This window comes from Embleya sp. NPDC025285 (genome assembly GCF_055558835.1).
In genome coordinates, this window is sequence record NZ_JBVHLU010000146.1 from 1 (window position 1) to 21227 (window position 21227).

The following is a 21227-nucleotide window of genomic DNA, read 5'->3' on the forward strand; positions in this document are numbered from 1 at the left end:
GACTGGGTCGCCCGCACCCGGCCCTTTCCGTCGGCCAGTACCACGGCGTCCCCGCCGACGACCGGGAGGCCGCGGTAGGTGCGCTGGTACGCGACCGAGTACAGATCGTTGACCCACGGGGTCACGACCTGGCGTTCGTACTGCTCGTCGGGCCCCTTGGCGAGACTGTCCAGGCCGCTGGCGGCCGCCCGGTCGGCGGCGGATACCGCGAGTGCCTGGGAGTTGGCGGGGGGAGGGGACGGGTCGGCGGCGGCCGTGGGTCCGGCCGCGCCGATCGCCAAGCCGGCGAGCATGGCCAGGACGGTCCCGGCCGTGGTCGTTCTGCGATTCATCGAGGCTCCTTGGGTGGAAGGCGTGCCTCGACCACGTCGCCGGCTTGCGCCGCGTACGCCTCGTGAGCGACGCGGGCGACCGTGCAGGCCGGGTTCGTGCCCGAGCGAGCGAAACACTCACACGGGTGTGTGGACGGGGTGAAGCGATCGGCAACGGCCGGCAAATTCTGGCAAACACCAAGCAGACCCCGGGAGTCGCGGGAGTGCCGGATCAACCGATCGGGCGGTCGTTCGGGCCTCGAAGACGGCTCCGGGGCCGTTCGAGACCGCGGTTCCGGGCCGACCGCCGCTCATTGACCAGGCATCTGCTCCAACAGGTCGCGGACCTCGGGCAGATCGCTCCAATGCTGGGTCAGACGTCGGCGCAGGCCCAGTAGTTCCCGATTTGTGGTCGCGGTGCCCAGACCGGCCGCCTCGTGCACCACCGGCGCGGCGGCGAGCACCGCCGCGTCCGGCTGACCGGCGCACGCGAGCGCGTCGGCCAGACGCACGGTGAGCAGCACCCGCGCCGGTCGCATCGGTACCGGCAGCAGGTCGAGCGCGGCCTGGACCGACTGCACCGCGGATCGGGCCGAGGCCAGGTCGCCGGTGCGCGCGGCCAGGTCGCGCAGCGCGCCGCCGATGGTGGCCTCCATCCGCAACCGACCGGCCAGTCCGGTCAGCCACGGCGCCTCGGCGCGGTCGCGTTCGTCGAAACGGTTCACGTGTCGATGGGCGGTGGCGATGTGCCGCCGACACTCGCCGATGTCACCGCCGAGCGCGTGCCCGCGGGCCTGGTAGAGCTGCGCCAGCGTGGTGATCCAGGCCCGGCCGGTGTCCACCGCCTCCAGCGCTCGGGCGTAGGCCAGCGCTGCCGCCGCGTCGCCGTCGAGGCGGGCCAGCGAGCACACGTCGCCGAGCAACGACGCGCGGGCGCCCGGACTCTCGCACACGTCCGCCCAGTTGAGGCCGCGGTCGTACCAGGCCATGCCGATCACGCTCTGCCCCTGTTGCATCCGGAAACGGCCGGCGAGCTGGGCGTAGTCGGCGGCCAATCGCAACTGGGCGTGCGGCGAGCGGCCGTGCGCGTTCAGCGACTCGGCCCAACTGACGATCCGGCGCAGCACGTATTCGACCGAGCCGACCAGCCCGGTGGTGGCGCCGCCGTGCAGACCGGCCTGGGTGTAGCCGCCGAGCAGGGCGGTGAGCACGTGTACGACGTCGGGGTCCACGCCGGAGGGGTTGTTCCCGTCGATGGCGCCCAGGATGGTGAGCGCGTCGGCGTACGGCGGGACCTCGCACTCGTGACAGCCGTCCTTGCCGTGCAGCGGGCAGGGCAGCCCGTGGTACGGCAGCCGATCGGGCCAGAACCGGTCGGCCAGCGGCGCGAGGCCCGCGGGGGCCTCGCCGCCGGGGATCACCGAGAAGTGGGTGCGGTGCAGGGCGGGCGCCGGGATCGATCGGCTCGTCAGCAACGCGGACAGGTCCCCGCCGGTGTCCAGGAGATCGTCGAGTCGGCGCGGTAGGCCGGCGGGCGGCTCGCGCAGGCCGGCCTCCAGCTTGCTGATCAGGCTGTGGTGGTAGCCGACGCGCAGCCCGAGTTGCTGCTGCGTCATTCCGGCGAGGCGGCGCCGGGTCCGCAAGGTACGGCCGAACTCCGCCCACAGCGGTGTCGACGCGACCTTTAGCGGTGTGGACGCGACCTTTGTGGTGACGGGCGCGTTCGGGAGCCTGTTCACGTTCGTCCTCCCCGAGGGTAACTCCGGATGGTCGACGGTTGGTCACTGCCCGGAGCAGGGTGACAGACGATGGTGCGGGTTGTCTGCGGTGGAACGGGGCATTCCGCTTTTGCCGGATGGGTGTACAGGGCTCGAACCCGAGACGACACGATGTGACATATCAGCCCGCACTACCCGGCCGGCCCCCGGACGGCGGTCATGGACTGTGCTTGCGGCCGGGACTGCGCAAGACTTGCCACACCGGTAGTACTCACCCCTTCCTTTGCTGAGGCAATATGCGCTGCACGATCGCTGGCCAGTCCTTCCACCTGCAGATGAACGAGGTGGAGCGCGCCATGAGCGGGGTCAAGCCCGACCCGATCACCGGCGAATCGGTCCGTATCGGGCGCCGTACCTATCCGGTCAAGCAGGTTGGCTCGGTGATCACGGGCCAACTTCCGCGCGACTTCAGCGCGGCGGAGATTTCCCGGGCGTTGACCAAGCTCGGCTTCACCGTGCTTCCGACCGCGCCGCCGGCCGAGCCGACGCTCTGATTCCTGCGAACGATGTCGGCCCGGTCGGTTCGCGACGCCGGTCGGGCCACACGGCGCACGCGCGCGTCGGGGTCACCCGGTGGGCTTCGTGCGGGCGGTTCGGGTCACGCGGTGGGCGCGGCATTGGGGGACAGGCCCTCCAGTAGGCCGTCCCGGGCGCCCGGGCCCGCGGAGGCGCGCAGATCGCGAGAGGTCAGCGGGTCGCCGCAGTGTGAGCAGACATGTACCGCGGTGGCCGGTTGGCCGCACGCGCTGTGGGTGACGATCAACGGCGGGCCGTCGGGGGCGGCCCACTGGTCGCCCCACTGGCGCATCGCGTTCAGGACCGGCCACATGGTGCGGCCCTTGTCGGTCAGTCGGTAGTCGTAGCGCACGGGCTTGTCCTGATAGACCTCCCGAGTCAGGACGCCGTGCTCGATCAGGTGTTCCAGCCGCTGGGTGAGCACGTTGCGGGAGATGCCCAGCCGCTCGTGGAAGTCGTCGAAGCGGGTCACGCCCAGGAAGGCGTCCCGCACGATCAGCATCGTCCACCACTCCCCGGCCACCTCGAGGAACTGGGCGACCGAGCAGGCCATCTCCTGGAAACTCTTGCGACGCATGGCCCCATTCTAACCGGTGAGTCCTTTCATGATACTCACTGAGTTGCATTATAGAACTGACGAGCCCTACGTTGAGTTCCGTCATAGAACTCAGTCGTGAACCCACCTGGGAGGCAGCCGTCATGGCCGGCACCGAACCGGATCACCCGCCCCGCGCGCTCGCCGCAGTCCTGGTCTGCGCGGGCGTCGTACTCGTCAATCTCGACCTGTTCATCGTCAACGTGGCGATGCCCTCGCTGGCCGAGAGTTGGTCCGGCGCCTCGCTCGCCGACCTGTCCTGGGTGCTCAACGCGTACACCGTCGTCTACGCCGCGCTGCTGGTGCCCGGCGGCCGGTTGTCCGACCGGATGGGTCACCGGCGCGCCTTTCTGGCCGGCATCGCGGTGTTCACCGTGGCATCCGCGCTGTGCGCCGCGTCGCCCACGCTCGCGGTACTGGTGATCGCGCGACTCGCCCAGGCGGTCGGCGCCGCGCTGCTGACGCCCGCGTCGCTGGGCCTGCTGCTCTCCTCGTACCCGCCCGAGCGGCGCGGCTCGGTGATCCGCGCGTGGGCCGCGATCGGCGGGCTCGCCGCCGCGCTCGGACCGATCCTGGGCGGGCTGCTGCTCGAACCCGGCTGGCGCTGGGTCTTCGTGGTCAACCTGCCGATCGGTGTGCTCACCCTGGTGCTCGGCGTGCGCCGACTGCCCGATACGGCGCCCACCGACCGGGGTCCGCTGCCGGACCTGCTCGGCGCCGCGCTGCTGACCGCGGCGATCGGCGCGTTGTCCCTGGGCGTGGTACGTGCGCCCGACTGGGGATGGCTCTCGGGCCGCGCGGTGGGGGTGTGGGTGGCCACCGCGGTGTTCGTGGCCGGCTTCCTGTTGCGCAACGGGCGCCACCCGCGGCCGGTGGTCGAGGGCGCCCTGGTGCGCAACCGCACCTACGCCGTCTCGGGAATCGCCAACATCCTGTTCGGTGTCGCGTTCGCCGGGATGTTGTTCTCCTCCACGATGTGGATGCAGACCGTGTGGGGCTGGAGCGCGTTGCGCACCGGGTTCGGCACCGTGCCCGGACCGCTGTGTGTGCCGTTCGTGAGCATCCTGGCGGGCCGCTACGTGTCCCGCTTCGGGCCGGGCGCGCTGGTCGTGGCCGGCGGCTTGTCGTTCAGCGCGGGACTGGGCTGGTGGATCGTGCGGCTCGAACCGCATGCGCGCTACGCGAGCGATCTGCTGCCCGGCTCGATCCTCACCGGCATCGGCGTCGGCCTGATCCTGCCGACCCTGATCGCCACCGCGACCGGCGCGCTGACCCCGGATCGCTTCGCCACCGGCTCGGGCGTGATCACCATGCTGCGCCAGGTGGGCGCGGCGCTCGGCGTCGCGGTGTTCGTCGCCGCGGTGGGCGCCCCGGCCACCCTGGAGGGGTACGACCGGGCCTGGGCCATCCTCGGCGCGGCGACCGTGCTGACCGCGACGGCCGCGCTGTTCCTGCCCCGATCCGGGCGGACCGCGACGGCGGCACCGGGGGTCTCGACTCCTGCGGCGACACCCGCGTCGACATCTGCGTAGACGGCGGAGGCGACGCCTGCTCCTGCGTCGACGGCGGAGGCGACAGGGCGGGCGGCGCGGGTGAACCGACCGCGTGCGGGCGGGCGGTCAGGACTCCTTCGCCGCCTTGGCGGCCTTGGCCGCGCGCTTGGCCTCCTGCTTGTGCGCGCGGACCTTGGCCAGTGACTCGGGGCCGGTGATGTCCGCGACCGAACGGTGCGAGCCCGCCTCGCCGTAGCCGCCGGCCGCCTCGCGCCAACCCTTCGGTGTCACGCCGTACTGCTTGCCGAGCAGGGCCAGGAAGATCTGCGCCTTCTGCTTCCCGAAACCGGGCAACGCCTGCAGCCGCTTGAGCAACTCGACACCGGTGTCCACGTCGGCCCACACCGCGCTCGCCTCGCCGCCGTAGTTCTCGACCAGGTACTGGCACAACTGCTGCACGCGGTGCGCCATCGACCCGGGATAGCGGTGCACGGCGGGCTTGGTGGACAGGAGTTCGGCGAACGCGTCCGGTTCGTACGCGGCGATCTCGTGCGCGTCCAGATCGGTGCGGCCCAGCCGCTGGGCGATCGTGTACGGGCCCGCGAAGGCCCATTCCATCGGGATCTGCTGATCCAGGAGCATGCCGACCAGCGCCGCCAACGCACTGCGCCCGAGCAATTCGTCCGCCTCGGCCTGCTGGGCCAGGTGCACTGTCGTGTTCATCCCTCGATGATCTCCCCGGCGGCCCCGGACCCGCACGCGGACTCGCCGACGTGTGCCCGGAGGTCACCGGCCGCGGAGCCTGGTGGGGCCGGGCGGCATCGGGGGCCGGTTCGCTCATCGGCCGCCGGAGCGCGGTACGACCAGGCCCGACTCGTACGCGATGACCACCGCCTGGACCCGGTCGCGCAGGCCCAGTCGGCGCAATACCCGGCTCACGTGCGACTTGACCGTCTCTTCGCCGACCACCAGGCGGCCGGCGATCTCCGCGTTCGACAGGCCCTCGGCGACCAGCCGCAGGACGTCGACCTCACGAGGGGTGAGGTCGGCCAGACCGGGCGGGGCCGGGCGCGGACGCAGGCGGGTGAACTCGCCGATCAGCCGGCGGGTCACGCTCGGCGCGAGCAGCGCCTCGCCGGCGGCCACCACGCGCACCGCGTCGAACAGGCGCTCGGCGGTCACGTCCTTGATCAGGAAGCCGCCGGCACCGGCGACCAGCGCGTCGTAGACGTGCTCGTCGAGGTCGAAGGTGGTCAACATCAGGATTCGGGGCGGCTCGTCCTCGACGGTGTTCGCGCGGATCCGCCGGGTGGCCTCGATGCCGTCCATGACCGGCATCCGCACGTCCATCACCACGACGTCGGGGCGCTGCTCGCGGCAGCGGTGGATCGCCTCCGCGCCGTCGGCGGCGGTACCGACCACGGTGAAGTCCGGTTGGGTGTCCAGCAATGCGGCGAAACCGGCCCGGACCACCTCCTGGTCATCGGCCACCACGATTCGCAACGCCGCCGGCCCGCTCATCCGACCCCTCCCGCGGTGGTGAGCCCCTCGGCGGGTATGCCCGCGGTGCCGGCCATCCGGCCGGCCGGCAATATCGCCTCGACCAGGAATCCGCCCATCGGCGGGTTCCCGGTGCGCAACTCGCCGCCCACACTTGCGGCGCGCTCACGCATCCCCAGCAGGCCGTGCCCGCCCGGGCCGGTGCCGGCGCGCGGCCCCGGGCCGTTGTCGCGGACCCGCACCCGCAGCAGATCCTCGTCGGAGTAGTCGAGCAGCACGTCGACGGCGGCTCCGGGCGCGTGTCGGCGCGCGTTGGTCAACGACTCCTGGACGATGCGATAGGCCGCCAACTCGACACCCGGATCGAGCACGGCGATCCGCCCGCGCACGATCAGCCGCACGCCCGCGCCGGCGAAATCCCGGGACTCGTCGATCAACTCCAGGAGTTCCTGGAGGCCCGGCTGCGGTCGGCGGGTCGGCTCGGCGCCGGCGTCCTCGCGCAGCACCCCCAGCAGGCGGCGCATCTCGGTCAGCGCGGTGCGGGCCGTGTCGCCGATCGCGAGCAGCCGCTCGGCGCCCTCCTTCGGCATCCCCGGCGTGGCCAGCCGGGCGGTCTCCGCCTGCACCGAGATCATCGAGATGTGGTGCGCCACCACGTCGTGCAACTCCCGGGCGATCCTGGCTCGTTCACCACGCGCGGTGAACTCCAGCAGGGTGCTCTCGATCGCGTGCCGCGAGGCGTCCCGCTCGGCGTTGCGGGTGCGGGCGCCGCGCACCCGGCCGAGCGCCAGCGCCGCCCACGCGATCACCACCGCGATCGTCGCGGCGATCGGGACACCCTGGTAGAGCGCCCCGGTGGACACGGCCGCCACCGTCACCGCCACGGCCACCATTGCCGGTCGGTGCCGTATCAGGACCAACGGCACCGTCGCGCACAGGCCCAGGATCAGCGCCACCGACAACATGCCCGCCGCCTCGTCGGAGCGCGGCGCGGTGCGGACCACCGTCTCCGGCAGCGAGAACAAGCCGAGCGCCACCCCCGCGCCGAAGGGGTGCCACCACGGCTCTCCGCGCCGACGACCGAGGTCGAGGACGCGGCCGGGGGCCGGATCGCTGTGCTTCATGGCGCCATTGTCCCGGGCGGGCCACGCGGGCGGCTTCCCCCGGGCCGGGGAATCCGCCTCCCCCGCGCCGGGGAGGCGTGCGGCGGGCTTCCCCCCGCACGGGGAACCCGGTTTGGCTCGCCCGCGTGATGTGCCGGACCCGGCCGAATTCATAGCCTCCTGGGTATGGAAGCAACCATCGAAGTTCGCGGCCTGCGCAAACGCTACGGTCCGCAGACCGCCGTGGACGACCTCTCGTTCACCGTCGCGCCCGGCCAGGTCACCGGCTTCGTCGGACCCAACGGCGCCGGCAAGTCCACGACCATGCGGATGATCGTCGGCCTGGACCGACCCGATGAGGGCTCCGCGCTGGTCGGCGGCCGGCACTACCGCACGCTGCGCACGCCGCTGCGGCACCTGGGTTCGCTGCTGGACGCGGCGGCGGTGCACCCGGCCCGCCCGGCCCGCGACCACCTGTTGTGGATGGCGCACTCCAACGGCCTGCCCGCGCGTCGGGTGGACGACGTACTGGAGAGCGTCGGCCTCGCGTCGGCGGCACGTCGGCCCGCGGGCGGTTTCTCGCTCGGCATGCGGCAACGCCTGGGCATAGCCGGCGCGCTGCTCGGCGATCCGCCGATGCTGATGCTCGACGAACCGGTCAACGGCCTCGACCCCGAGGGCGTGATGTGGATCCGCGGGCTGCTGCGCGCGCTGGCCGCGGAGGGCCGCGCGGTGCTGGTCTCCAGCCACCTGATGAGCGAACTGGAGGACAGCGCCGACCACCTCGTGGTGATCGGCCGGGGCCGGTTGATCGCCGACACGAGCATCGGCGAACTGCTCGCCGCCGCGTCGGGCGGCCGGATCGTGCTGCGCACCGCGCGGCGCCGCGAGGCGATGACCGTGCTGACCCGGGTCGGCGCCACCGTCGCGGCCACCGAGCGCGAGGCGCTGACCGTCACCGGCCTGGACGCGGAGCGGATCATCGGGCTGCTCACCGAGCACGGCGTGCCGTTCTCCGGGATCGCCGAGCACCGCGCCTCGCTGGAGGAGGCCTACATGGAACTCACCCGGGACGCGGTCGACTACCGCGCCGCGACCGACGCCGGGGAGCGGTGATGGCGGACCCCACGACGACGACGCCGTACCGAAGCCCGCTGACCGGCGGCCGGGACGGCTTCGGCGGGCTGCTGCGCGCCGAGTGGACCAAGCTCAGGTCGGTGCGCCGATGGCTGCTCACGCTGACCGCGGCGGCCGTGCTGACCGTGCTGGTCGGCCTGCTGATCGCGGGTGGGAGTGGCATCCAGGACGTGTCGAGCGGCGGCGGCAAACAAAAGGTCAAGTTGGCCGACCACTTCGCCGACGGCGGCCAGTTCGTCGAGCGCGAGCTGGCCGGTGACGGCGAGTTGGTCGCCCGGGTGAGCACACAGGAGCGCAGTGCCGGGCGGGCCAAGGCGGGCCTGATGATCCGGGCGAGCGACGCGTTCGGCGCGGCGTACGCGGCGGTGGTGGTCACGCCCGACCACGGGGTCCGCCTGCACAGCGGGTACGACAGCGACAAGGCGGGCGGCGGTGGTCCGGTGCCGCGCTGGCTCAAGCTGGTTCGGGCCGGTGACACGATCACCGCGTACGAGTCGAGCGACGGCGCCGGGTGGCGTCGGGTCGGCCGGGTCGACCTGGACGATCTGCCGCGGACCGCTCGGATCGGGCTGTTCGTCGCGTCGCCGGACGCGGTGAAGGTCGAGCGCGCGTTCGGCAGCGAGGGCATCTCCTCGCAGAGCACCACCGGCAAGGCCACCTTCGACCACGTGAGCCTGAAGCCGGCGCAGCCGCAACAGCCCGCCGGGACCTGGCAGAACCGGGCCGGACCGGGTGGGGCGGGCGCGTCGGCGGGACCGGCGACGGAGGGACCGGACGCCGGCCCACCGCCCGGCTTCACCGAGGTGGACGGCACCTTCACGGTGATCGGCATGGGCGACATCGGTCCGGATCGGTTCGGCGAGGACGCCACGCAGACGATCCTCGGCGGCGTGCTGATCGCGCTGATCGCCGTGGTCGCGCTCGGCGTGGTGTCGATCACCGCCGAGTTCCACCGGGACACGATCCGCACCACGTTCGCCGCCACCCCGCGCCGAGGGCGGGTGCTCGCGGCCAAGGCCATCGTGGTCGGCGCGGCCACGTTCGTCGCCGGACTGGTAGGCGCGTTCGGCGCGTTCCTGGCCACGGGACCGGTGGAGCGCTCGAAGAACCGCATCCCGGCCGGGTTGTCCGATCCGAACGTGCTGCGCGCGCTGATCGGTACGGCCGTGCTGCTCGCGGTCGCCGCGATGTTCGCGCTGGCGGTCGGTGCGATCCTGCGCCGAGGCGCGCCCGCGATCACCCTCGTGCTCGCCCTGCTGCTGATCCCGCGCATCGTGGGCAGCGGCCTGCCGGTGTCCACCGGGGCGTGGCTGGAACGACTCACCCCCTCCGCCGGATTCGCCATCCAGCGCACCTTCGACCGCTACGACACCACGATCGCACCGTGGGCCGGGCTGGGCGTGTTGTGCGCGTACACCGCGGTGGCGCTGGCCATCGCCGCGTGGCGGCTGCGGGAGCGGGACGCATGAGGAACGCCGCGCTCGCCGAGTGGACCAAGCTGCGCAGTGTGCGCTCGACCGGATGGCTGCTGTGCGCACTGGTGGTGGCCACGGTGGTGGTGAGCGTACTGACCACATCGGCCATGCACGCCTCGGCCTGCGCGACGCCGGCCGGGTGCTTCGAGGACATCACCAAGGACAGTCTGACCGGAGTCCGGGTCGGTCAGATCGCGGTCGTCCTGCTCGCGGTGTCGATGGTCGGCAACGAGTACGGCACCGGGATGATCCACACGTCGCTGACCGCCCTCCCGCGCCGGATCGTGTTGTTGGGCAGCAAGGCGATGTTGCTCGTGGCGATGGTCGCGGCGGCCGGCACGATCGGCGTGCTGGGGTCGCTGTGGGCGGGGCGCACGATCCTGGACGGCAACGGCTTCACCCCCGAGCAGGGCTATCCCGGGCTGTCCGCAACCGACGGGCCGACGCTGCGCGCGGCCGGCGGCACGGTGCTCTACCTGGTGCTGATCGGGCTGCTGGCGATGGGCGTCGCGTTCGTGCTGCGCGACACGACCGGCGCGGTCGCGGTCCTGCTGACCCTGCTCTACATCCTCCCGCTCCTGGTCCAGGCGATCGCCGATCCGGACTGGCACCGCCGCCTGGAGCGGATCACCCCGATGACGGCGGGCCTGGCCATCCAGACCACCCGGGACCTGAACCACCTCCCGATCGCCCCCTGGCCCGGCCTCACGGTCCTCGCCGGTTACGCCGCCCTGGCCCTGACTTTGGGCACCTGGCGCTTCCTGCGGCGGGACGCGTGAGGCGTGGGCCCTTTGGGCCGGGGCCGGGGTGAAGCGGGGCGGACCGGGCTCAGTTCGCGGCGGTTGCCACGGCCGGGACGGCGGCTCGGGCCACTGCTTCGAGTTGGGTGATGCCCGTGGGCATGGAGGGTTGGTCGTCGGAGAGGATGGCGATCAGGAGCGGGCGGCCGGCGTGGGTGATGTGGCCGATGCTGTTGATCACCCACAGGCCGGTGGCGTCGCGGGGGAGCCAGCCGTTCTTCAGGGCCGGGGTGGTGTCGGGGTCGGCGGCGGTGGCCACGCCCCAGGTCTGGTCGTCCGCGACGGAGGTCATCAGGTCGGCCAGGTAGGCGCGGGAGCCGGCGCCGAGCGGGGAGTCGGTCGCGGTGATCGCGTCGAGCAGGCGGACCTGGTCGGTGGCGGTGGTCCGGGTCAGGCCCCAGGACAGGCCGGTCGGTTCGGTTTCGATGAGGCCCAGGGCGGTGTTGGCGGTGCGGAGGCCGGCGGCGCCGCCGATGGCGGACCACAGGGTGTCGGCGGCGTCGTTGTCGCTGTGCTCGATCATGGCGGCGGCGGTGGCCCGTTCGGTGGTGGTGAGGGCGCGGTGCTCCTGTTGGGTCAGGAGGAGGAACGCGGCCAGGATGTCCACCTTGACGATGCTCGCGGTGACGTAGGACCGGTCGGTGTTGTAGCCGACCGGTTCGCCGCCGGCCGGGTCGAGGATGGCCACCGACAGGTTGCCCGAGATCTCGGGCAACGCGCCGGCGAGCGCGGACGCGACGCCGGCGGAGGTCGGGCCGACGGCGGGTTGCCGGTCGGCGCCTCGGGCGACGTCGGTGGGGGCGTCGGTCGACGGCAACGTGGGCTCCGTGCTCTCGGGCGGTACCGCCGGCGGGTCCGCGGCCGAACTCGCGGTCGGCGCGGGGCTGAACGAGGTCGGCTCCGCGCGGTTGCCGGAGACGACCATCCACAGCAGGGTCGCACAGGCGAGGACGACCGCCAGGGGGGTGAGGACGGATCGGCCGCGGCGTGCCGCGCGGTGCGTTCCTTCGCGGGCGGGGCTCATGCACGACACGGTTGCGGGCGGGGCTGTGCGGCGGGTGAGACGAGTCTTAAGAGTCGATGAGAGCGGGCGTTCGCCCAGGGGTGGGCGCGAGGGTTCGCCGGGCGGTGAGCGCGGGCGTTCGATCGAACTGGGCGGGCACGAACCGCTGCGCTACGCGGAGCGTTCGCCGGGCCCGCGGTCGGCGGGCGGCCCCGGCTGAGGCCGACGTCGAGTTCAGGACCGACTCGCGTTCCGCCCCACGTGCAGCGCCCACAGCACCAGCGGAATCTGGAGGGGCAGGCGGGCGAACGCGGCGGTACGCTGCGGGGCCGGCCGCGTACGCCAGTCGACGGCCATCTTGACGTACGCCGGGAAAACCGCAGTGAAGAACGCCGCCGCGGCCAAGGCGCCCACCCGCCGGGTGCGCGGCACGGCCACCGCCGCCGCCAGAGCGAACTCGGCCACGCCGCTTGCCCGGGTCCACACCCGCGGGTTGCCCGGCAGGCTTCGAGGCACCACCGCGTTGAATGGCCTCGGGTACACGAAGTGGGCCACACCCGCTCCGCCGAGCAACGCCACCAAAGCGCGCGCGGACGACGATGTGCCGGCCATACGGTCCTCCTCGCCCCGGAAAGTTACCCGAAGGTAACAACACCGCCCCCGAAACACCACACCCCGAACCGGAACTGCACACGCGGTTGCTTCGTGCGTTGGCGCCGACATTTGCGGTGGCGAGAGTCGAGGCGGACAGGCGATCGATCGGCTGAGTCGCGGACGGGTTCGGTCAGGTGGGTTCACGGTCGAGGAGTTCGATGGAGCGTTCGCGCATTTCCACCTTGCGGATCTTGCCGGTGACGGTCATCGGGAAGGCGTCGACGAGGTGTACGTAGCGGGGGATCTTGTAGTGGGCCAGGCGGCCGGCGCAGAAGTCGCGGAGGTGGGTCGCGGTCAGTTCGGGGGCGCCGGGGCGGAGTTTGATCCAGGCCATGAGTTCCTCGCCGAAGCGTTCGTCGGGCACGCCGACGACCTGGACGTCCTCGATGTCCGGGTGGCCGTACAGGAACTCCTCGATCTCGCGCGGGTACACGTTCTCGCCGCCTCGGATCACCATGTCCTTGATTCGGCCGACGATCGACACGTAGCCGTCCGCGTCCATCGTCGCGAGGTCGCCGGTGTGCATCCAGCCGTCCGCGTCGATCACCTCGGCGGTGCGGTCGGGGTCCTGCCAGTAGCCGAGCATCACCGAGTAACCCCGGGTGCAGAACTCGCCGGGGGTGCCCTCGGGGACGGTCGCGCCGGTGGTCGGGTCGACCACCATGATCTCCAGATGCGGGTGTACCCGGCCGACCGTGCCCACGCGGCGCTCCAGCGAGTCGTCGCGGCGGGTCTGGGTGGAGACCGGTGAGGTCTCGGTCATGCCGTAACAGATGGTCACCTCGGTCATGCCCATCCGGTCGATCACCCGCCTCATCACCTCGACCGGGCACGGTGAGCCCGCCATCACGCCGGTGCGCAGCGTGGAGAGGTCGTACTTGCCCGCCTCGAAGTCGGGCAGGGCGAGCTCGGCGATGAACATGGTCGGCACGCCGTACAGGACCGTGCAGCGTTCCTCGTGCACGGCGCGCAACGTGGCGGCCGGGTCGAACAGCGCGGCCGGGACGACCATGCACGCGCCGTGGCTGGTCGCGCCGAGGTTGCCCATCACCATGCCGAAGCAGTGGTAGAAGGGCACCGGCAGGCACACCCGGTCGTCGGCCGTCCAGCCCTGGATCTCGGCGACCAGGAAGCCGTTGCCCAGGATGTTGCGGTGGGAGAGCGTGGCGCCCTTGGGAAAGCCGGTGGTGCCCGAGGTGTACTGGATATTGATCGCGTCCTCGGGGCGCAGGGTGGCCTCGCGGGCGCGCAATCGATCGATCGAGACGGCGGCGCCCTCGGCGACCAGGGCCGGCCAGTCCGGGGTGTCGATGTGTACGACGCGTTCCAGGTCGGGACAGGCGGCGCGGACCTCGGCGACCATCGCCGGATAGTCGCTGGTCTTCACGCGCGACGCGGCGACCAGCAGCCTGGTGCCGGATTGGGCGAGCGCGTACTCGATCTCGTGTGCACGGTAGGCCGGGTTGAGATTGACCAGGATCGCGCCGACCCGGGCGGAGGCGTACTGCACCAGGGTCCACTCGGCGCAGTTGGGCGACCAGATGCCGATTCGGTCGCCGGCCTCGATCCCGACGCCGATCAGCGCGCGGGCGAGGTCGTCGACGGCCGCGTCGAACTCCGCGTACGTCCAGCGCCGGCCGCTCGCGCACTCGACGAGGGCGTCGTGGTCGGGGTAGGTGGCGGCGATCCGGGCCAGGTTGGCGCCGATGGTCTCGTGCGGGAGCGGCGGCGTGCGCTCGCCCTGGCGGGTGGCGAGGGGGGTGTCGGCCGGCGGGTCGTTCGGGGATTGCGGGGGTGGGGGCGGCGCGGGAGCGGTCATCGCGGGTCACCTGCCTGGTCGGGATGCGGGGGGTGCTGTGGGCGCGAGGGGGGTGCGGTGGTGCGGTGGTGCTGTGGGCGCGAGGCGGCGCGGTGGCGCGGTGGCGCGGGTGGTGCGGTGGTGCCGTGGGCCAGGGGTGGTGCCGGGGTGCCGTCGGTGTGGGGCAGTGCGGGGTGCTGTGGGGCGCTGGGCGGTGCTGTCGCGAAGGTAGGTGGGAGGGGGTGGGGGCGGCGAGCGGAGTACCCCCGAATGGGGGTGATGTGGGGGTGGGAGCGGGAGTACGTTGCCCTTGGGTGGCGCGGGGGGAGTGGGGCGCCTGTGGTGGGGTGCCGAGGTCGGGCGGGACGTCCGTGGCGGGATATGTGGAGGAGCCGTGAGCGGATACGCGGGGTCGGTCGGTGATCCGGTGGGTCGGGCCGTCGAGCGATTTCGGGCGCGGACCGGGGTGGACGTCGCGTTCGCCGGGCCGTGTCCCGATGCGGGGGATCGGCTGGTGATCTCGTATCTGAGCGGGACCTCGACGCGCGTGTTGTCGGGACTGACGGTGGTGGCGGGGACCGGCGTGGGCGGCAAGGCGATCACCACGCGGCGGCCGGTCCGGGTGGTCGACTACGTCGCGGCGTCGGCGATCAGCCACGAGTACGACCGGGCGGTCACCACGGAGGGGGTGCGCGCGGTGTTCGCGGTGCCGGTGCTCGCGGGGCGCGGGGTGGCGGCGGTGCTGTACGGGGCGCTGCGGCGGCCGTCCGACTTCGGAGACGGGATCCTGACGTCGGCCTGCGACGCGGCGCGGGACGCCGGGCACGAGATCGCGGTGGCCCGCGAGGTCGAGCAACGCATGGCGCGGGCGGCCGAGTTGCCGGGGTGGGCGGCGTTGGAGATCCGGTTGGCGCACGCCGATCTGCTGGCGCTGGCGGGGGTCGCGAGCGATCCGGGGCTGGGGGAGCGGTTGCGGGAGGTGTGCGGGAGGCTGGCGCGGACGGCCGCGAGTGCGTCCGGTGGAGCGGCGCGGGGAGTACGGCTGACGCCTCGTGAGACGGATGTGCTGGCTCAGGTCGCGGTGGGGCGGACCAACGCGGAGGTGGCGCGGGTGCTGGTGCTGGGGCCGGAGACGGTGAAGAGTTATCTGCGGTCGGCGATGCGGAAGTTGGGGGCGCACAACCGCGTCGAAGCGGTGGTTGCGGCGCGCGCGGGGGGCTTCTTGCCGTAGGCCCGGGGTGGTTGGCCCCGATGCACACGTGGCCTCCGGCGTGGGTGGTCCGCAAACGCCGGACGGGCTGATTTGGTTGGGTGGACTTTCGGGGTTTCGCTGCGGTTCGCTCGTGTGCGCGTTGGGTGGGCCGGTTGGGAAGCCGGCCTCCGGCCCGGTTGTCCTCAAGCGCCGGACGGGCTGGATTGGTTGGGTGGGTGCTTGAGGCGCGGCTGTGGTTCGTTCGTGTGTTGTGTGGGCGTCGGTGGCTGAGGCCGGCCTCCGGCCCGGTTGTCCTCAAGCGCCGGACGGGCTGGATGGGTTGCGCTCGCCCGCTGCTCGCTGGGACGGCTCGCCCGCCGCCGCGCGTTGACTACTGCCTCGTCCGCCGCGCCGGCCCGCCCGCCCGCCGCGCCGTCCTCCCGCACACCTCCCGCAACCGCTCCCCCCGCCCCGGGTCGCTCGCGACCCCAACCGCGCCGGCCCGCCTGCTGCGCCGGCCCGCCTGCTGCGCCGGCCCGCCTGCCGCGCCGGCCCGCCTGCCGCGCCGGTCCGCCCGTGGTTTGTTGGGGTGGTGGGGGTCAGGATTCGGTGAGGATGGATTTGAGGAAGCGTTGGGTGCGGGGGTGGGTGGGGGTGGTGAGGAGGGATTCCGGGTGTCCTGATTCGATGATTTGGCCGTCGCAGAACATCAGGACTCGGTCGGAGACGTCGCGGGCGAAGCGCATGGCGTGGGTGACGCACAGCATGGTGACGTCGGTGGTGTGGGCCACCTCGCGCAGGACGTCCAGGACCTCGGCGGCGAGTTCGGGATCGAGTGCGGAGGTGACCTCGTCGAGCAGGAGGATGTCCGGCTCGACCGCCAACGCCCGTGCGATCGCCACCCGTTGCTGCTGGCCGCCGGAGAGTTGGGCCGGATATGCGGACAACTTGTCGCGCAGGCCGACCAGTTCGAGCAGGTCGGCGGCGCGGGCCTCGGCCTCCTCCTTCGGGACGCCGTGTACCCGGATCGGAGCCTCGGTGACGTTGCGCAGCACCCGCATGTTCGGGAACAGGTTGAACTGTTGAAAGACCATGGTGATCCGACTGCGCATGGCCCGGACGTGCCGCTCCGAGGCGGGCACCAGGCGACCCTCGCGCCGTTCGTGGAACAGCGGTTCGCCGCCCACCTCGATCACGCCGGTGTCCGGCCGGGCCAGCGTCATCAACATCCGCAGGATGGTGGTCTTGCCGGAACCGCTGGGCCCGATCAGGGTGACCCGCTCGCCGGCGCGCACGCCGAACGACAGGTCGTCGAGCACCACGTTGTCGCCGAAGCGCTTGCCGACCCCCTCGAAGGTGATCAGGTCGGTGGGCGGTACCGGGTCCGTGGAGGGCGTCGGCGGGGTCTGGGTCTGGGTCTGGGTCATCGTGTGTTCCTCCAACGTCGAGCCGGGCGGTCCGTGCGTGCGTGCGGCGTCAGATCGAGCGCACCCGCCCGAACCGCCGCTCGACCAGCCGCAACAGCGCGGACATCATCAGCGTGACGACGAGATAGAAGACGCCGGCGACGGTGAACGGCTCCAGCGTGCGGAAGGTCTCCGCGTTGAGTTCCCGGGCGGTGGAGAACACCTCCACCACGGTGATCGCGATCAACTGCGGCGTGTCCTTGAACATCGAGAGCAGGTAGTTGCCCAACGCGGGCAACACCCGCGGCACCGCCTGCGGCAGGATCACCGACGTCCACACCCGCCGGCGCGGCAGGTGGAGTGCGACGGCCGCCTCCCACTGGCCGACCGGCACGCCCTCGATGCCCGCGCGGTACACCTCGGACACGTAGGTGGCGTAGTGGATGCCCAGGGTCAACGCGCCCACGGTCAGCGGCGCCCAGTCGATCCCGATCGTGGGCAGCACGTAGAACATGAAGAACAACTGCACCAACAGCGGGGTACAGCGGATCAGTTCACAGATCAGCGCGACCGGTACGGAAACCCAACGGGTGGGGCTGCGCCGCAACAGCGCGAACACCAGGCCCAGTACGAGCGCCAACACGTAGCCGTACAGCGTGGCCTGAAGCGCGACCAGCATGCCGGACCACAGATCCGGGACGATGTCCCACGCGTAGTCCCAATCCCAACTCATCGGGCCACCTCCGCGCGTCGCAGCAGCCGTTGCAGCGGGCCCGGCTCCGGTGTTCGGCCGAGCGAGCGCACGGCGTGCCGTTCCAGCGCGCGGATCAGCGTGATCAGCACCAGGGCGATCAGCGCGTAGCCGAACAGCAGGCCGGTGAACACCAGGGTGGTCTCACCCGAGGACATCCGGATGAGTTGGGCGTTGAAGGTCAGGTCCGGGATCGACACGATGGACACCACGGCGGACATCTTGAGCAACTCGATCAGGTTGTTGCCCAGCGGCGGGAGCATGGCCCGGTAGGCCTGGGGCAGCAGTACCCGTCGGGTCCGTTGGGAGCGGGTGAAGTTGAGGGCGATCGCGGCCTCGATCTGTGCGGTCGGCACCGCCTGGATCGCGCCGCGTACCACCTCGGCGGCATACGCGCCGATGTTCAGGCCGAGGGCCAGCATGCCGGCCCACATCGGGTTCAACTGCCAACCCAGGGCCGGGACCGCGAAGACGAACCAGAAGGCCAGTACCAGGGTCGGCAGGCCGCGGAAGACCTCCACGTAGCACGCCCCGATCCACCGGGGCAGTCGATGCTCGCTGCAGCGGGCCAGCCCGGCGGCCAGCGCCAGGGCCAGGCCGAGCGCCCCGCCACCCAACGTGAGGTAGACGGTGTTCAGCGCACCGTGGAGCAACAGTTCGAGTTGCCCGGACGTCATCCGGCGGCCTCCATTCCGGGACGGGCGGGTGGTCTGCGCACGTCGGCGCGATTGCCGTCGCTCATGTCGCACACACCCGCTGTGCGGTCAGCTCCGGGGCCGGTACATCGGCCTCGGTGAAGCCGAACGGCCTTTGAATGCGCAGGAGTTCGCCGCTGTCTCGAAGCGTGTGCAGTTCCCGGTTGAAGGCCGCGACGAAGTCCGTCTGATCGGGCGTCACCGCGAACCCACCCGCCGCCGCCGTGATCGGTCGGCCGTCGACCACGGGCCGGTACGGCGCGGTGACCTCCAGGTCGGCGTGTGCCCGTTGGCGCAGACCCCAGTTCAGCGAGATCGAGGTGAGCGCGACCGCGTCCACCCGACCGCCGATCATCCCGTCGAAGGCGCTCGGTTGGTCGGCGAACCGGGTGATCCGGGCGCCGGGTACGCCGCTTCGCTCGGCCACCTCCGCCTCGACCGTGCCGAGCAGGACGCCCAGCCGCACGTTCGAGTTCGCGGCCACATCGGCCATGGTGGCCAGCCCTCGCGGGTTGCCCTTCGGCACCAGGAATGCCTCGGCGGCGTCGAACTCGGGGTCGGTGAACAACACTTGCGCGCACCGCGTGGGAGTGATGGACATACCGGCACCCACGATGTCGAACAGGCCCGCACGCAGACCCGGGATCAGCGCACCGAAGTCGGAGGGCACCGGCTCGATCCGGCGCACACCCAGGCGATCGAAGACCGCCTTGACCAACTCGGCTGCTTCGCCCGTGAGTTCGGCGTCCTTGTCGAGGAAGCTGTAGGGCGCCTCGTTGGCGAAGCCGACGCGTACCGAACCGCGCTCGCGCAGTCGGTGCAGCAACGTGCCGCCGTCCGGTTCGTCGTTGAGGCCCACCCGGCTGCAGCCGGTGGTCGCGGCGGCGGTGCCGGCCGCGGCCACCGCCAGGCCGACGGCGCCGACGCCGCGCAGCAGGCCGCGCCGGGATATTCCGGGACCGGGTCGGGGTCTCGCATCGGCGGCACGCAAACGCGGTCAGCTCCTTTCGCAGGGGACAGGTCACGCCCCGCCGCGGCCGTCGACCGAAGCCGTCGAGCCCCGACTCCCGAGAGCCGTCGGCGCGCGAATGCCCCAAAACGGTCGGGAGTCGGCGCTCGGAAGCTGTCGGGACCCGGTGGTGCGAAGTGGCGACCCTAGGCCGATCCGGAAGGGGGCGACAAAGCGTCCGGGCAAACCCGAATGCCCGTTTCGTGATCGCCCTGTGGCCTCCGATGTCGATTGTCACGGATCGATAACGACTGGTGTCCGACTTGTCGGATACCCGAGGTGGCGGGCGTGTTCGTCGCGGTCGGCGACCGATCGCGTTCGTTATTCGGACGTGACGGCGGCTCGGGCCGGCGGCGCCGTCTCGGAGGGTGACCGCGCTCTCGGTCGGAACCGGTCGAGACGGTAGTTTTGGGATCGGTCCACGATCGCCTCCGCGACCGGTCGCGAACGAGGACCGATCGCTCGGGGAGTCCGCCCCGATTCAGTAGCCAAGGAGGGACGCCATGTCCTTGCTGACCGTCTGGCCCGAGACCGACGCCGCCGCGCCGATTCTGCGTACCTCTGACCCGGCCGAGATCGCGCGTGCCCTGGAGCCGATCGGCGTGCGCTTCGAGCGCTGGACGGCCGATGTCGCGTTGCCCGACGGCGCGACCCAGGACGAGGTGATCGCGGCGTACCGGACCGAGGTGGACCGGATCACCGCCGCCGAGGGCTACATCCAGGTCGACGTGATCCGCCTCCAGCCCTCGGACGACCCGGAGTGGCCGGCCAAGGCCGCCGGGGCGCGTGCCAAGTTCCTCACCGAGCACACGCACGACGACGACGAGGTGCGCTTCTTCGTCGAGGGCGCGGGCATCTTCTACCTGCACATCGCCGGTCGGGTGCACGCCGTGCTGTGCGAGGCGGGCGACCTGCTCTCGGTGCCCAAGGGCATCACCCACTGGTTCGACATGGGCGTCGAGCCCTCGGTCGCCGCGATCCGGTTCTTCCACGACGAGGACGGCTGGATCGGCGACTTCACCGGCGACCCGATCTCCTCCCGCTTCCCGGACTTCGACGAGATCTGGGCGGGGTACGCGGCGTGAGCGACGGCACCACCACCGCCCCGCTGAAGGTCGTCGTCGACATCGAGGGCACCACCAGCGCCACCGGCTTCATCACCGAGCAGCTCTACCCGTACTCCCGCACGCACTTCGCGCGTTGGCTCGACGAACACGGCGACCACCCGGACGTCGTGCGCGCGGCCGAGGGCGTGCGGGCGCTGATCGGCGAGCCGGAGGCAAACACCAAGCGCATCGTCGAAGCGCTCGAAGGCTGGCTGGACCGGGACGAGAAGGTCACCCCGCTCAAGTCCCTCCAGGGCCTGATCTGGGCCGAGGGCTTCGCGTCCGGCGAACTGACCTCGCACTTCTACCCGGACGCCATCCCGGCGCTGCGCGCGTGGCACGCGGCGGGGCACCGGCTGTACATCTTCTCGTCCGGCTCGGTCGCCGCGCAGCGCGCGTGGTTCGGCAGTTCGCCGGAGGGTTCGTTGTTGCCGCTGTTCTCCGGTCACTTCGACACCGAGAACGCGGGCCCCAAGCGGGTGGCCGAGTCGTACCACACGATCGCGCAGATGATCGGCGAGCCGCGACCGGAGCGGCTGGTCTTCCTGTCCGACCTGGTCGAGGAACTGGACGCGGCGCGCGAGGCGGGCTGGTGGACGATCGGCGTACGCCGTCCCGACGCGGACGAGCCGTACTACGACCGAGGCGTCGGCGACCACCCGGAGACGGCGACGTTCGCGCGCCTGGATCTGACCGGCGACCGCCCGATCCTGCGCGAGATCTGAGCCCGCACGCGCGTGAGCCGGCGACGAATCGCGCCCGGTGGCCAACGCGCCCGATAGCCGAACGCGGGGGGGGGGGGGGGGGGTTGTGGGGGGGGGGGGGGGGGGGGGGGGGGGGGGGGGGGGGGGGGGGGGGACCAGAGAGGGAGGGGGGCGTGGGGGGGGAAGGGGGTTTTTGACCAG

General features: G+C 71.9%; 20 protein-coding genes and 1 pseudogene. 8 read left to right on the forward strand and 13 right to left on the reverse strand.

The genetic code is table 11. The annotated features are described in order from the left end of the window. A pseudogene (locus ACZ4FV_RS47765) lies at positions 1-332 on the reverse strand (peptidase M28); the annotation flags it as partial. A 290-nt stretch (positions 333-622) separates the two neighbouring features. Further along, complete coding sequence (locus ACZ4FV_RS47770) at positions 623-2050, reverse strand: helix-turn-helix domain-containing protein (RefSeq protein ID WP_395873871.1); 1428 nt, start codon at positions 2048-2050, stop codon at positions 623-625. A 275-nt stretch (positions 2051-2325) separates the two neighbouring features. Between ACZ4FV_RS47770 and ACZ4FV_RS47775 the strand changes: the two genes are divergently transcribed. Then, positions 2326-2583: an SCO5918 family protein gene (locus ACZ4FV_RS47775; protein WP_395873870.1), complete on the forward strand. Its 258-nt coding sequence runs from the start codon at positions 2326-2328 to the stop codon at positions 2581-2583. Between the two features lie 104 nt (positions 2584-2687). On the opposite strand, the gene ACZ4FV_RS47780 is transcribed toward ACZ4FV_RS47775, so the two are convergent. Beyond that, complete coding sequence (locus ACZ4FV_RS47780) at positions 2688-3182, reverse strand: winged helix-turn-helix transcriptional regulator (protein ID WP_465327420.1); 495 nt, start codon at positions 3180-3182, stop codon at positions 2688-2690. 71 nt (positions 3183-3253) lie between these two features. Between ACZ4FV_RS47780 and ACZ4FV_RS47785 the strand changes: the two genes are divergently transcribed. Beyond that, positions 3254-4732, forward strand: coding sequence for an MFS transporter (locus tag ACZ4FV_RS47785; protein ID WP_395873868.1), 1479 nt, complete (start codon positions 3254-3256; stop codon positions 4730-4732). 87 nt (positions 4733-4819) lie between these two features. Here the strand turns inward: ACZ4FV_RS47785 and ACZ4FV_RS47790 are convergent, their stop codons facing one another. The 3 genes from ACZ4FV_RS47790 to ACZ4FV_RS47800 all read right to left on the reverse strand — a co-directional run bounded on the left by ACZ4FV_RS47790 (position 4820) and on the right by ACZ4FV_RS47800 (position 7317). Further along, positions 4820-5416 carry an HhH-GPD-type base excision DNA repair protein gene (locus tag ACZ4FV_RS47790; protein WP_402241505.1) on the reverse strand — a complete coding sequence of 199 codons (597 nt, stop codon included), beginning with the start codon at positions 5414-5416 and terminating at the stop codon, positions 4820-4822. A 114-nt stretch (positions 5417-5530) separates the two neighbouring features. Further along, on the reverse strand, positions 5531-6214 hold the full coding sequence (locus ACZ4FV_RS47795; RefSeq protein ID WP_402241508.1) for a response regulator: 684 nt from the start codon (positions 6212-6214) through the stop codon (positions 5531-5533). Continuing rightward, on the reverse strand, positions 6211-7317 hold the full coding sequence (locus tag ACZ4FV_RS47800) for a sensor histidine kinase (protein WP_395873865.1): 1107 nt from the start codon (positions 7315-7317) through the stop codon (positions 6211-6213). Before ACZ4FV_RS47800 ends, ACZ4FV_RS47795 begins: the two co-directional genes overlap by 4 nt. Positions 7318-7482: 165 nt before the next feature. Between ACZ4FV_RS47800 and ACZ4FV_RS47805 the strand changes: the two genes are divergently transcribed. From ACZ4FV_RS47805 to ACZ4FV_RS47815, 3 genes are read left to right on the forward strand one after another with little or no spacing between them, the layout of a single operon-like run. Next, positions 7483-8412 carry an ABC transporter ATP-binding protein gene (locus tag ACZ4FV_RS47805; RefSeq protein ID WP_395873864.1) on the forward strand — a complete coding sequence of 310 codons (930 nt, stop codon included), beginning with the start codon at positions 7483-7485 and terminating at the stop codon, positions 8410-8412. Beyond that, complete coding sequence (locus tag ACZ4FV_RS47810) at positions 8412-9902, forward strand: ABC transporter permease subunit (RefSeq protein WP_395873863.1); 1491 nt, start codon at positions 8412-8414, stop codon at positions 9900-9902. The genes ACZ4FV_RS47805 and ACZ4FV_RS47810 overlap by 1 nt, the downstream gene beginning before the upstream one ends. Further along, positions 9899-10687, forward strand: coding sequence for an ABC transporter permease (locus ACZ4FV_RS47815; protein ID WP_395873862.1), 789 nt, complete (start codon positions 9899-9901; stop codon positions 10685-10687). Before ACZ4FV_RS47810 ends, ACZ4FV_RS47815 begins: the two co-directional genes overlap by 4 nt. Positions 10688-10736: 49 nt before the next feature. On the opposite strand, the gene ACZ4FV_RS47820 is transcribed toward ACZ4FV_RS47815, so the two are convergent. From ACZ4FV_RS47820 to ACZ4FV_RS47830, 3 genes are all read right to left on the reverse strand, one after another. Next, complete coding sequence (locus ACZ4FV_RS47820; RefSeq protein ID WP_465327425.1) at positions 10737-11732, reverse strand: serine hydrolase; 996 nt, start codon at positions 11730-11732, stop codon at positions 10737-10739. A 213-nt stretch (positions 11733-11945) separates the two neighbouring features. Further along, positions 11946-12323, reverse strand: coding sequence for a DoxX family protein (locus ACZ4FV_RS47825; RefSeq protein ID WP_465327427.1), 378 nt, complete (start codon positions 12321-12323; stop codon positions 11946-11948). 172 nt (positions 12324-12495) lie between these two features. Then, positions 12496-14184, reverse strand: a complete 1689-nt coding sequence (locus ACZ4FV_RS47830) for an AMP-binding protein (protein WP_465327429.1) — start codon at positions 14182-14184, stop codon at positions 12496-12498. Positions 14185-14557: 373 nt separating this feature from the next. On the opposite strand from ACZ4FV_RS47830, the gene ACZ4FV_RS47835 reads away from it, so the two are divergent. Further along, entirely contained in the window at positions 14558-15394 is an 837-nt protein-coding gene (locus tag ACZ4FV_RS47835; RefSeq protein ID WP_395873857.1) for a LuxR C-terminal-related transcriptional regulator, read from the forward strand. Between the two features lie 560 nt (positions 15395-15954). Here the strand turns inward: ACZ4FV_RS47835 and ehuA are convergent. The 4 genes from ehuA to ehuB form a co-directional block, all read right to left on the reverse strand. Beyond that, positions 15955-16782, reverse strand: a complete 828-nt coding sequence (gene ehuA, locus ACZ4FV_RS47840; RefSeq protein WP_465327433.1) for an ectoine/hydroxyectoine ABC transporter ATP-binding protein EhuA — start codon at positions 16780-16782, stop codon at positions 15955-15957. A gap of 49 nt (positions 16783-16831) precedes the next feature. Further along, positions 16832-17494: an ectoine/hydroxyectoine ABC transporter permease subunit EhuD gene (ehuD, locus tag ACZ4FV_RS47845; RefSeq protein WP_395873855.1), complete on the reverse strand. Its 663-nt coding sequence runs from the start codon at positions 17492-17494 to the stop codon at positions 16832-16834. Beyond that, positions 17491-18189 carry an ectoine/hydroxyectoine ABC transporter permease subunit EhuC gene (gene ehuC, locus ACZ4FV_RS47850; protein WP_402241526.1) on the reverse strand — a complete coding sequence of 233 codons (699 nt, stop codon included), beginning with the start codon at positions 18187-18189 and terminating at the stop codon, positions 17491-17493. The genes ehuD and ehuC overlap by 4 nt, the downstream gene beginning before the upstream one ends. 61 nt (positions 18190-18250) lie before the next feature. Then, positions 18251-19198 carry an ectoine/hydroxyectoine ABC transporter substrate-binding protein EhuB gene (gene ehuB / locus ACZ4FV_RS47855; RefSeq protein ID WP_465327436.1) on the reverse strand — a complete coding sequence of 316 codons (948 nt, stop codon included), beginning with the start codon at positions 19196-19198 and terminating at the stop codon, positions 18251-18253. A gap of 521 nt (positions 19199-19719) precedes the next feature. On the opposite strand from ehuB, the gene ACZ4FV_RS47860 reads away from it, so the two are divergent. After that, positions 19720-20301: a 1,2-dihydroxy-3-keto-5-methylthiopentene dioxygenase gene (locus ACZ4FV_RS47860; protein ID WP_395873852.1), complete on the forward strand. Its 582-nt coding sequence runs from the start codon at positions 19720-19722 to the stop codon at positions 20299-20301. Further along, positions 20298-21047 (forward strand): acireductone synthase, encoded by a 750-nt coding sequence (gene mtnC / locus ACZ4FV_RS47865; protein ID WP_465327439.1) that lies wholly within the window; start codon positions 20298-20300, stop codon positions 21045-21047. The genes ACZ4FV_RS47860 and mtnC overlap by 4 nt, the downstream gene beginning before the upstream one ends. Positions 21048-21227: the final 180 nt, after the last annotated feature.